This window comes from Clostridium sp. Marseille-QA1073, from assembly GCF_054863625.1.
Genome location: NZ_JBSVQM010000012.1, coordinates 124,569 through 136,461, shown reverse-complemented (window position 1 = coordinate 136,461; position 11,893 = coordinate 124,569). Strand labels below are relative to the sequence as shown.

Here is an 11,893-nt window from a genome sequence, read left to right as displayed (position 1 = left end):
ATTTTAGAGGAGGATTATTCTATGAAAAATGTACCTGAAGCAAAACGTGTAGCATTAACCCCATCTACAAAAAAGGAATTAAATAAATTTAACCAAGAGTTTTCAGAAGATATTCCTCAAGGTTCTGAAAAACATAATAAAGCAAGAAAAAATAAATAGTTATTAGTAATTTAATATTGCACCCCTGTGGAATGTATATCCTCAGGGGTGCAATATGTTGTAGAAATAATTTGATAATAGTTACTTGTTGCATTCTATTTTATATTGGATACCTATATAATGCTTAAAATGCATATAGACTATTCATCAATAATCGTTATATATTGCTTTTTTTATTTTAGTTATAAAATTTATATTTAAAGCATAATTAAGTTTCACATATATTAGCATACCGGATATAACCTGCTATAATATAATCAATTAACAGTTTATTAAGCGACTTTCAAACTTTTCTTAAATTGGTTGGAATAAAACAAATTTAGTTACAATTTGAAAAGCAAAGTAAATTACATAAGGGGGGATATTTTGAATTTTCAAGGGATTATAATAGGACTATTTTCGTTTTTAATTATAGGTATTTTTCACCCTATAGTAATTAAAGGGGAATATTATTTTAGTAAAAACATATGGCCAATATTTTTATTATTAGGTATTATATTTATAATCTTATCCTTAAATATTAAAGGTCAATTGTTATCGGCTTTGCTAGGAGTTACAGGTTTTTCTTGTCTTTGGAGCATACATGAGTTAATAGAACAAGAGCAACGGGTGAAAAAAGGATGGTTTCCTAAAAATCCTAAGCATAAATAGTTATTTATATAGTAAGGCATAATTAAAAAAATAACTAGCGTACTGGCTAGTTATTTTTTAGCACTTAAGATAATATAAATAAAAAATAATTACATTAAATTACTGTAGCATTTTTTAAATTATTATTAAAGGATTTTGGAATGTATATTATATTTAATTTATTTGTTAGATTATTTCTCTCAATTTGACAATTAAGCCCGAAAAGCTCATATACAATATTCTCATTTAAAATATCTTCTGGTTTACCAAAATCTAGTATTATTCCATTTTTCATTATAATTATTTTATTGCAATAATAACAAGCGATGTTTAAATCATGAATTGCTGAAAATACTGTTAAATTTTGAGCTTTTATTATGTCCATTATTTGTAGTTGATATCCAATATCTAGATGATTAGTTGGTTCATCAAGAATCATAAAGTCACTTTCTTGAGCTAATGCTCTTGCAATTAAAACTCTCTGTTTTTCTCCACCAGATAAGTTTAAGAAGTTTCTATCTTTAAACTCTAACATTCCAACTTTTTCTAAACAATTTTCAGCAAGTTTTATGTCATTAGAATTACTATCTTCAAATAAGCTTTTATGTGCAAAACGACCTATTAACACCATGTCTATCACCTTAAAGTCAAATTCAGGTCTGTTTTCTTGAGCTACTACTGACATATTTTTAGCAATTTCTTTATTAGATAATTTTTTTAAATTTATATCATTTAAAAAAACTTCACCTTTATCTGGAGTAAAAACTCTATATATATTTTTAAGTAATGTCGATTTTCCACTACCATTTGGTCCTATAATTCCAACAAAATCACCTTTATTTATTTCTAGATTTATATTTTTTAATATATGCTTATATTGCAAATCTTTTACGCTTAATTTGATCATGTTAACCTCCAAAAGAATATTTACTCTTTTTTAATAGAAGTAAGAAGAATGGTGCGCCAATGAAAGCCGTAACAACACCTATAGGAAGTTCTTCAGGAGAACCAATTATTCTTGCAAATATATCAGACCATATTAAGAACAAAGATCCTAAAAGAATAGTTAGTGGAATAAGCTTTTTATGCACAGAACCAGCAATAGTCCTTGAAATATGAGGAATTACAAGACCAACAAAGCCTATTATTCCACTTAAAGATACCATAATTCCAGTTAATAGTGTACTTGTTACTATTATTATTTTTTTCAAAAGCTTAATGTTAACACCTAAAGTTATAGCTGCATCTTCACCAAGTAAAATTGCATCTAATGTTTTATGAATTACTAAAGCTATTATAGAAGAAACTACTAAAACTAAAAAAGCTAAAAGTAAGTCACCCCATTTAGCACCAGCAAGTGACCCAGTCATCCAAAATATTACAGAGTAGAGCTTTCTAACATCTTTGGCTTTAAACATAACAAAATTTGTTATAGCTGAGAATACGGATGCTACTGCTACCCCTGTTAACACTAATCCAGAAGAAGAAAACTTTCCCTGTCTACTTGAAATAACAAAGACAATTATTGAAGAAAGTAATGCTCCAATAAAAGCACCTAAATGTACAGATAAGATAGGTAATGCTAGTGTACTACCTAGTAAAATAGTTATTACAGCTCCAGTTGAAGCACCAGAAGATATTCCAAGTATATAAGGGTCAGCTAGAACATTTTTTGTTAATGCTTGCATCAATACACCAGATAAAGATAGGCCAGCACCAACAATTGCAGCAAGAAGTACTCTAGGAAGTCTTAATTGCCATACTATATTTTCTACAGAGTTAGACCAAGTTTTTGGAAAAAACTCTTTATTTGATATATTATTAATTATTATTTTACATAATTCAGTACCACTTATATTTACAGATCCTACATTAATAGCAATTATTATAGAAACTATTAAAAATAGAATTAAGGATATGTATATAAAGGGAAAGGTAAGTTTATTTTTTTTCATGTCAATAACTCTCCGTGTTAATTCTTAAAAGCTTCTGGATGGAATTTTTCAGCCATAGTTTTTATTGCATTAGAGTTCCTTACACCTGCAACAACATCTGAAAGTCCTAAAACAAAAATATTATTATTTTTTATTGCATCTATATCTTTTAGAGCTGCATTATTTTTTAAAAAGTTTATTTTTTCTTCTACGTTATCAGCAGCATTGTATTGCATGATAATTATGTATTCAGGATTTCTATTTACAACTTCTTCCCAAGTTACATTAGCCCATGGTTTTTCACCATCTTTAAATATATTGACACCACCAGCAAGTCTAATTAAATCTGTAGGTAAACCATTACAAGATGTAAATGGCGAATCTTCTCCAGAGTCATAAATAAAAGCTCTAACTGGTTCATTATCTTTAGGAACAGCAGATGAAATATCTTCAATTTCTTTTTTCATTTTTGATATAACATTACTTGCATTTTCTTTTACATTAAATATATTTCCTAGATTAGTAAAATCTTCATAAACAGTTTCCATTGTTGCATTAGGACTTTCACATTTTGGAACATAAATTTTTATTCTATTTTCTTTGCAAAATTCAGCATTAAAATTGTTTTCAGTAAAAGTAGACATCCACCCGGTTATAAAATCTGGTTCTACGCCAAGTAAAGTTTCCTTTGAAGGCATTAAGTCAGCTAACTCATTTAATTTAGAATGGGCGTCTTTATATTCTGGCAATACTTCATTATCTTGAAAGGAATATCCAGCTATAGAGTTTTCTAAACCTAAGGCAAGAAGCATCTCTGTTGTAAAACCACTTAAACTTACAGCTTTTTTAGGAGTTTCAGAGAAAACTTCATCTGTCTTTCTAGAAGGTAAGTCATTATTAATTGTAACTTGAGTATAGGCTTTAGTATCAGAGATTGATTCTACAGAATTTGAAGCATTATCTTCACTTGTGTTACCACATCCTCCTAACATAGTTGCAGTTAAAGAAACTGCTAAAATCAATGAACAAATTTTTTGTTTTTTCATCTTAAAAATCCTCCTTTATTTTTGAAAATGTAGCATATTATTTTATATATTTAAACAAAATATTTTGTTTATTAACTTTATGAAAGTATCAATAGAAAATTACTAAAGTTAAATTTCTTATTAATTTTTAAAATAAAAAAAGCATCTTAAGAATTAAGATACTAAAAAATACAATGCTAAAAAATAAATCTATTTCTAATATTTAAACTATAAATAAAATAAGACAATACCATATAGTTAAATTAGCAAACTTAAAATACCTTATCCTAGTAAGTGATTTTAAAACCTATATTGGCAGGTCTCCTGACTCAGATTCATCATAAGTTTTTACCTTCCCACAAAAAAATTGCAGTGGCATAACAAAAATTTACTCCTCAATACAGTGGCTGGACCGTAAGGGATTTTCACCCTTTTCCCTTTTAAGAAATACTTATATTTCACCAAAATAGTTAATATATTTAATTTTAAATAAAAATTTACAATTACTTCATCAGGATTATAACACAAAATTTTACAAAAAGAATATTTCAGAAAATTTAAACTATTATAAAACATATAATTTATTTGCCACAAGAAAAAGATATAAGTTAAATATATTGTATTAAGAGAGTAACAGTAGTATAGCAATATAAAGAATAAATGTAAATATTTTGATATAATTACTCTAAGGTGATATAAAAATAAGAAAGGAGAAGCCACTAACATAAAGGCATATACAGAGGTGAAATTATCTATAAAAGGATATTTTTAGTGGCAAAGTAATAATGATAACAAATATTTATTTAGTTAGACATGCTCATTCTAGTTACAACACTGATGAGTTAAATAGACCATTATCTCATAAAGGAACTATAGACAGAAATAAAATTACAGAAACACTTGCAAAAGAAAATATAGATTTAGTAATTTCTAGTCCGTATAAAAGAGCAATAGAAACTGTAGAAGTTGTAGCAAATTTGATAAATAAAAGTATAATTATAGACGAGGGCTTTAAAGAAAGGAAATTATGTGAATATCCTGTGGATAATTTTGAAGAAGCTATAGTAGAACTGTGGACAAATCCAAGTTTTTGTTTTGAAGGTGGAGAAAGTAATATAGAAGCACAAGCAAGGGGCGTTAATTCCTTAAATAATGTATTAGATAATTATAGCGGAAAAAATATAGCTATTGGAACTCATGGTAATATTATGGTGCTTATTATGAATTATTATTGCAAAAAGTATGATTATGATTTTTGGAAGAAACTTAAAATGCCTGATGCTTATAAATTAATTTTTGAAGATAAAAAGCTCTTAGCTATAGAGGCAGTTAGTAAATAAGTTATTTACTGTAAATATTTAATAGAAGTCTATAGCAAAATTAGAAAAGAATTAAAATTTTGACTATTTAATTAATTTAAGATAATAATATGGATTTTTTATTAATATGTTAATAAAAAGTTAAAATATATAAATTAAATAATATATTGACATAAATATCTAGATATAGATATACTTAGTACATGGGTGTAAAACCTAAATATGATTAATTTATAAAAGGAGGTAGTAAGATGTTAAACAGATTAATAAGTATAGGATTTAAATTTAATATTGTATTAACTAATACCCTACCTCATGATATAGGTTTATCATAGCCTTTTTGTGTAAATTTTAGTCCTAGGGTATTCCTAGGACTTTTTTTATGCATTAATAGCTGTATTTTCCTGTTTATCGGTGGGAAAGTACGGCTTTTTTCATCTCTGGGGATTCTATATTAAGTAAAAAATGGATAATAGTTCTAGATGCATTATTCAGAAAACATTTGTAACGATAGGCAATTTTAAATTTTCTTATAATAATTTAAAAGGTGTTGAAATTTGTAGATTGTCTATTTAAAAAATTGACTTGTAGCTGAAGGGGGCGATTTAAGTTGAAGAAAATTTTAAGCTACACAAAGAATTATAAACTAATAACACTAATTGGAGCATTAGCTATGATTATTATAATTGGTGTTGACTTAGTAACTCCTTATATTACAAAACTATTTATTGATGATGTAATTGTAAAGGGAAATTATGAAATACTAGGAATTTTGCTTAAAGGTATTGCAGCAATAGCATTTACCAAATTTATATTTGGATATGTAAAAGAATTTATGTTTGATTATCTAGGAAGAAAAGTTGCAGGAGATTTAAAACAAAATCTTTTTGATCATATTCAAAGTTTATCTTTTTCATATTTTGATAATATGAATACTGGTGAACTTATGTCTAGAGTAGGTGAAGATGTAGATAATATTTGGGCAGTTATGGGATTTGGAATGAGATTATTTATAGAAAATATTGTTTACTTTGTTTTATCTACAGTTGTCTTACTAAAAATGAATGTACTTTTAACAGTAATTGCGCTAATTACTATGCCAGTTATAGCTTTTATAACTGTAAAGCTTGAAAAGCAATTAGACTCAGTTTTTGAAAAAATAAGTGATCATACCGCAGTATTAAATACTACTGCTCAAGAAAATATTGCAGGAGTTAAACTAGTAAAAGCTTTTGCAAGGGAAAAGCATGAAATATTAAAATTTCTTAAGTTTAATAATAAAAACTATGATCTTGCTGTTCAGCGATCAAAAATTTGGGGAAAGTTTTATCCTATAGAAGAATTTTTAGGAAATTTATCTGTACTTTTAGTTAATGGTGTAGGTGGAATATTAGTTATTAAAGGTACTTTAACTGTAGGAGAACTTGTAGCTTTTAATGGTTATTTATGGCTTTTAATTTGGCCAATGAGAATGCTTGGCTGGCTTACAAGTATGTTATCCCAAAGTAAAGCATCTCAAAAGAAGATAGATGCCATACTTTCTATAAATCCAGAAATAAAAAATTCAGAAGACTGTACAGTACTTGAAGAAATTAAAGGTGATATTTCTTTTGAGAATATTACTTTTAAATATAAAGAAAAGCCAGTTCTTAAAAATATTAATTTAGATATTAAGGCTGGAAGTACAGTTGCAATTATGGGGTCTACTGGCTCAGGAAAGTCATCATTAATAAGTCTTTTATTAAGAAATTATGATGTTATGGAAGGTGCCGTTAAGGTTGATGGTCATGATGTTAAGGATATAGATTTATATTCTCTAAGAAAAGGGATATCAATTGTACCACAAGACTCTTTCTTGTTTTCAGATACAATAGAAAATAATATTAAATATGGAAAAGAAAATGCTACAAGAGAGGAAATAGAAAAAGTACTAGAACTTGCTTGTGCAAAAGAATTTGTAGATGAGCTAGAAGAAGGAATTGAAACTTTAATAGGGGAAAGAGGACTTGGATTATCTGGAGGTCAAAAACAAAGATTATGTATTGCAAGAGCTCTTATTAGAGAGTGTTCAATATTAATTCTTGACGATTCAACCTCAGCTTTAGATATGGAGACAGAATATGATCTTCTAAAAAACCTTTATCATAGCGAGAAGAAAATTACCACTTTTATTATAGCTCATAGAATTTCAGCAGTAAAAAATTCAGATTTAATTATATATATGGATGAAGGTGAAATTGTAGAGTATGGAACTCATGAGAGCCTACTTAAAAAAGGTGGTAAATACTATGAAATTTATAAAACACAATTTAAAGATTTTATAAACTCAGAAAAGAGAAATGAGGAGGTGAGTTAATATGGCTAAGAACTCAATAAATCAAGATGAAAAGATAATTAGTAGATCAAATAGGGAAATATTTCTAAGATTAATAAAATATTTAAAGCCATTTAGAGTTAAAGTATTTTTTATAATTTTCTTAATGATAATAATTATGATTAGCGGACTATTAACTCCATATCTACTAAAAATATCTATTGATAAATTTATAGTAGCAAAAAACATTAAAGGTCTTATGATGACAACTTTAGCAGTTATAATAATTAACTTTATTGGCATGCTTTCATCTAGAGTTTCAATTATAGAGATGTCTAAGATAACTAATAAAATATTATTGAATATAAGACAAGAATTATATACTCACATTCAAAAATTATCCTTTGCTTTCTTTGATGAAAGACCAGTTGGAAAGATTCTTGCAAGAGTTATTGGTGATGTTAACTCTCTATCAGAACTTTTTTCTAGTGGAGTAACTACAGTAATACCGCAGCTTCTAACAATTATATGCGTTGCTACACTTATGTTTACAATGAATGTAAAACTTGCATTATTAGCTATTATTGTATTACCAATATTATGTTTTACTATGTTTTCTATAGAAATTATAGCTAGGAGAAAATGGCAAGCTTATAGACAAAAGCGTTCTAATATGAACGGTTATACTCATGAAGCTTTTTCAGGAATAAGAATTATTCAAGATTTCACTTATGAAAAAACTAGCTCAGCTAAATTTAAATTTTCACTAAAAGAAATGTTGAATGGTTTTATGAAGGCAGTTATGTTTAACGACTTTTTCTGGCCAATAGTTGAAGTATCTTGGGGCATTAGTACACTTATTATATTTTGGTATGGAACTAAATTTTTCCAAAGTCGAGAGATTAGTGTAGGTACAATTGTTGCTTTTATAGCTTATTCTGATATGTTTTGGAGACCAATTATAAACTTAGCTTCTTATTATAATACATTAATAACAAACTTTGCAGCAGCAGAGAGAATTTTTGACATAATGGATGTTAAACCAGATATTATAGATTTAGAAAGTGCTGAAATTATGCCAAAAATTAAAGGTAATGTAGAGTTTAAAAATGTAACCTTTGGGTATGAAGAAGGAATTCCTGTCCTTAAAGATGTAAGTTTTAAAATAAGACAAGGAGAGAATATAGCTTTAGTTGGTCCTACAGGGGCAGGAAAAACAACTATAACTAGTCTTGTAAGTAGATTTTATGATTGCAATCTTGGAGAAGTACTAATTGATGGTAAAAATGTTAAAGATGTTAATCTTTATTCTTTAAGAAGTCAAATGGGAATAATGCTGCAAGATACTTTCTTATTTTCTGATACCATAAAGGAAAATATACGTTATGGAAAGTTAGATGCAACTGATGAGGAGATTGTAGCAGCCGCAAAAGCAGTAAATGCTCACGAGTTTATTATGAAACTTGAAAAGGGATATGATACAGAGGTAAATGAAAGAGGTTCGAGACTTTCAGTTGGTCAACGTCAGCTTATTTCCTTTGCTAGAGCACTTCTTGCTAATCCAAGAATTTTAATTCTTGATGAAGCTACATCTAATATAGATACTGCTACAGAAATATTAGTACAAAAGGGAATTAATAAACTTCTAAAAGGAAGGACATCTTTTGTAATAGCTCATAGATTATCAACCATTAGAGATTGTAATAAAATTATGGTAATAGATGACGGAAAAATAATTGAAGCAGGAACTCATGACGAGCTTATGGCTAAAAAAGGCTTCTATTATGGCTTGTATATGGCACAGTATAGATTCCTTAATGAAGGAGCTTAACAGTAGAAAATTAGTAAAAAGAGTATAGATATTAATAAATTATTTTCACCTTAGAGGAATGGCATTGAGCCATTTAGGGGTTCCTCTAAGGTGTAATTATAATAAGCAGTTAAGGTAGAATTATTAAATTTATTAAGCAAAACTTAAATGTTAAATTAATTATATGAGGTATAGAGATAAAAGGGTTATTACAGAATCCTATGAGGGTAAGAGAAAAATTATTATTAAATAAATTGGGGGCTTTAAAATATAGAAATAAGAGAGGAATTTCTAACTATGAATATCAGAAAATATAATGAGAGTGAAATAAATTATATAGTTGAACTTTGGTGTGAGGTTTCTAAGAAATCTCATGATTTTATTAATGCGAAATATTGGGAAGAGAAAAAAGAAGATATGATAACAAAATACATTCCTATGTCTGAGACTTATGTTATAGAAGATAATAATAAAATTTTAGGCTTTGTGTCTATGATAGACAACTATTTAGCAGCATTGTTTATTGATAGCAATTATCATAATAAGGGGTATGGTAATAAGTTATTAAATTTTATAAAAGAGCGTAGAGATGAAATTGAATTAAAGGTTTATGAGAAAAATAAAAAAGCCTACGAGTTTTATTTAAGAAATGGTTTTATTTTAAAAGATAAATTAATTGATAATGACACGGGAGAAAAAGATTATTTAATGATATGGAAATCTAATTAAGAGTTATAGTAAAAGTATAAGATCATTAATTATTAGGGACGGTTCATTAATTTTTATGAATCGTCCCTTAGTACAATAGAAGTAAAAGATTTTCTTCATAATATTCAAAAATAGAGCAATGAAATTTAAGCTAGGATAAAAATTTACAGAATATATTGAAAATATTACACCTAATTTTAATGAATCGTCTCTAAATTTTAGTGAGTAATAAGAAAATAAATTTTAAATTTGTTTTCGTGATAGAAAAATGCATAAGAGAAATAATCAATAACTAGAAGTAGAATGGGAAGTATTCAAATTATGATTATTATAATTAAGCAGGATGTTATTTAAGCAGGGATTTTATTTAGGAGAAAAAATTTGGGCGTTAAAAAATTTACAGTTTTAAATGCAGAGAGTGATTTAGTAGGTTAGGGGTAGCAGAAAATTAAGATTTTATGGATGAGAAGCTACTTGAAAAATAAAACTAATAATATATAAGAGGATATTACTAGCAAAATAAATTAAAGGATTAGAAGTTGTTTTAGTTTAAATGAGTAAGAGGGTAATTAACATGGATATTATAAAACATAATAGTAAAGCTTGGGATGGGCAAGTTAAGGCAGGAAATATGTGGACTAAACCAGTTTCAATTGAAATTATAGAAGATGCTAGAAAGGGACAATGGGGTATTTATCTTACTCCAACTAAGATAGTTCCAAGGGAATGGTTTGGAGATTTAAAGGGAAAAAAAGTTTTATGTTTAGCTAGTGGTGGAGGACAACAAGGACCTATTTTATCAGCAGCCGGTGGAGCAGTTACTGTTTTTGATAATTCGATAGAGCAATTAAAAGGTGATGAATATGTAGCTGAAAGAGAAGGACTTAATATTAAAACCATTCAAGGAGATATGAGAGATTTATCTTGTTTTGAAAATGAAAGTTTTGATTTAATTGTCCATCCTGTTTCTAATATTTTTATAGATAATATTTTAGTGGTGTGGAAAGAAGCTGCAAGAGTACTTAAAAATAAAGGGATATTAATTTCAGGCATAGCAAATCCTATAAATTATATATTTGACTATAAAAAACTAGAAAAAGGGATATTTGAGGTTAAATACTCAATTCCATATTCGGATTTAGAAAGCTTGAGTAAAGAAGAAATAGATGAGTTTATTGAAAAAGATTATCCTTTTGAATTTGGACATACCTTAGAAGATCAAATTAAGGGACAAATTGATGCGGGATTTGTTATTACAGGATTTTATGAAGATACTTATGGTGGAAAGTCTATTTTAGATAAATATATAAATACCTATATTGCTACAAGAGCAGTGAAAACAAGCTGTAAATAAATATTATGGATGGAGGGTTAATTATAGATATAAATAATTTGAAGGAATTTGTTAATCCATATTATAAAAATAAGGATATAATGCATGATTTATCTCACATAGAAAGAGTATTAAAGTATGTAGAGAAACTATTAAAAGAAGGAAAGTATAAAGCTGATATTGACATTCTAATCTATTCAACATATTTTCATGGATTTATATATAACAGTGAAGAAAGAATAATTCAGTGGCTACAGGAGCAAGGACTTTCAAGGGAAAAAATAAGTAAAATAATTAAAGTATCTTGGGAATCTCAAAAGGATAATATAGCAGAAACTTTAGAAGGTAAGATATTACATGATGCACATATGATTGAAGGTGGAAAAACATATCTAATTGTAAAGTCTTTAATAACAGGCTCAGTAAGAGGTCAAACATTAGAAGAAACAATTAGGTATATTGAAGAAAATGTTTTAGATAAGGGGACTTGCTATCTACAAGAGGCGAAAACTATTTTTAAGAATCAACAAGCATTTGCAAAACAATTTATAGAGGATTTAAAAGAGGGTTTAAATTAGGGGACGGTTCATTATATTTTATTGTATTTAAATTTGCATGTAAATACAATAAAAGTTAAATATTTTGATGAACCGTCCCCGAT

10 protein-coding genes and 1 riboswitch are annotated in these 11,893 nt (G+C 27.5%); of the genes, 7 read left to right on the top strand and 3 right to left on the bottom strand.

Annotated features, from left to right (window positions below; translation table 11 throughout):
* Window positions 1-525 precede the first annotated feature (525 nt).
* A complete protein-coding gene (locus ACY1IQ_RS12515) occupies window positions 526-810 on the top strand; it encodes a DUF4491 family protein (protein ID WP_461614243.1) in 285 nt (94 codons plus the stop codon).
* Between the two features lie 94 nt (window positions 811-904).
* Here ACY1IQ_RS12515 and ACY1IQ_RS12510 read toward each other — a convergent pair whose 3' ends face one another.
* The 3 genes from ACY1IQ_RS12510 to ACY1IQ_RS12500 are packed head-to-tail and all read right to left on the bottom strand — an operon-like array spanning window position 905 to window position 3,769.
* On the bottom strand, window positions 905-1,696 hold the full coding sequence (locus ACY1IQ_RS12510) for an ABC transporter ATP-binding protein (protein ID WP_461614242.1): 792 nt from the start codon (window positions 1,694-1,696) through the stop codon (window positions 905-907).
* Window position 1,697: 1 nt separating this feature from the next.
* Window positions 1,698-2,744 carry a FecCD family ABC transporter permease gene (locus tag ACY1IQ_RS12505; RefSeq protein WP_461614241.1) on the bottom strand — a complete coding sequence of 349 codons (1,047 nt, stop codon included), beginning with the start codon at window positions 2,742-2,744 and terminating at the stop codon, window positions 1,698-1,700.
* 17 nt (window positions 2,745-2,761) lie between these two features.
* Window positions 2,762-3,769 (bottom strand): ABC transporter substrate-binding protein, encoded by a 1,008-nt coding sequence (locus ACY1IQ_RS12500; RefSeq protein ID WP_461614240.1) that lies wholly within the window; start codon window positions 3,767-3,769, stop codon window positions 2,762-2,764.
* Window positions 3,770-4,045: 276 nt separating this feature from the next.
* Window positions 4,046-4,229, bottom strand: a riboswitch (cobalamin riboswitch).
* Between the two features lie 304 nt (window positions 4,230-4,533).
* Between ACY1IQ_RS12500 and ACY1IQ_RS12495 the strand changes: the two genes are divergently transcribed.
* The 6 genes from ACY1IQ_RS12495 to ACY1IQ_RS12470 all read left to right on the top strand — a co-directional run bounded on the left by ACY1IQ_RS12495 (window position 4,534) and on the right by ACY1IQ_RS12470 (window position 11,810).
* On the top strand, window positions 4,534-5,088 hold the full coding sequence (locus ACY1IQ_RS12495) for a histidine phosphatase family protein (protein ID WP_461614239.1): 555 nt from the start codon (window positions 4,534-4,536) through the stop codon (window positions 5,086-5,088).
* A gap of 589 nt (window positions 5,089-5,677) precedes the next feature.
* On the top strand, window positions 5,678-7,423 hold the full coding sequence (locus ACY1IQ_RS12490; RefSeq protein WP_461614238.1) for an ABC transporter ATP-binding protein: 1,746 nt from the start codon (window positions 5,678-5,680) through the stop codon (window positions 7,421-7,423).
* 1 nt (window position 7,424) lies between these two features.
* The gene (locus tag ACY1IQ_RS12485; protein WP_461614237.1) at window positions 7,425-9,212 is read left to right on the top strand and encodes an ABC transporter ATP-binding protein; all 1,788 of its coding nucleotides are present in this window, start codon (window positions 7,425-7,427) and stop codon (window positions 9,210-9,212) included.
* A gap of 276 nt (window positions 9,213-9,488) precedes the next feature.
* Window positions 9,489-9,920, top strand: coding sequence for a GNAT family N-acetyltransferase (locus tag ACY1IQ_RS12480; RefSeq protein ID WP_461614236.1), 432 nt, complete (start codon window positions 9,489-9,491; stop codon window positions 9,918-9,920).
* Between the two features lie 553 nt (window positions 9,921-10,473).
* The gene (locus ACY1IQ_RS12475; RefSeq protein WP_461614235.1) at window positions 10,474-11,253 is read left to right on the top strand and encodes a class I SAM-dependent methyltransferase; all 780 of its coding nucleotides are present in this window, start codon (window positions 10,474-10,476) and stop codon (window positions 11,251-11,253) included.
* A gap of 5 nt (window positions 11,254-11,258) precedes the next feature.
* The gene (locus tag ACY1IQ_RS12470) at window positions 11,259-11,810 is read left to right on the top strand and encodes an HD domain-containing protein (RefSeq protein WP_461614234.1); all 552 of its coding nucleotides are present in this window, start codon (window positions 11,259-11,261) and stop codon (window positions 11,808-11,810) included.
* Window positions 11,811-11,893 lie beyond the last annotated feature (83 nt).

What these genes read in the sequence shown, in the direction of transcription:
- ACY1IQ_RS12510 (WP_461614242.1), bottom strand. Translation starts at nt 1,696, where the DNA reads ATGATCAAATTAAGCGTAAAAGATTTGCAATATAAGCATATATTAAAA.
- ACY1IQ_RS12505 (WP_461614241.1), bottom strand. Translation starts at nt 2,744, where the DNA reads ATGAAAAAAAATAAACTTACCTTTCCCTTTATATACATATCCTTAATT.
- ACY1IQ_RS12500 (WP_461614240.1), bottom strand. Translation starts at nt 3,769, where the DNA reads ATGAAAAAACAAAAAATTTGTTCATTGATTTTAGCAGTTTCTTTAACT.
- ACY1IQ_RS12495 (WP_461614239.1), top strand. Translation starts at nt 4,534, where the DNA reads ATGATAACAAATATTTATTTAGTTAGACATGCTCATTCTAGTTACAAC.
- ACY1IQ_RS12485 (WP_461614237.1), top strand. Translation starts at nt 7,425, where the DNA reads ATGGCTAAGAACTCAATAAATCAAGATGAAAAGATAATTAGTAGATCA.
- ACY1IQ_RS12480 (WP_461614236.1), top strand. Translation starts at nt 9,489, where the DNA reads ATGAATATCAGAAAATATAATGAGAGTGAAATAAATTATATAGTTGAA.
- ACY1IQ_RS12475 (WP_461614235.1), top strand. Translation starts at nt 10,474, where the DNA reads ATGGATATTATAAAACATAATAGTAAAGCTTGGGATGGGCAAGTTAAG.
- ACY1IQ_RS12470 (WP_461614234.1), top strand. Translation starts at nt 11,259, where the DNA reads ATGGATGGAGGGTTAATTATAGATATAAATAATTTGAAGGAATTTGTT.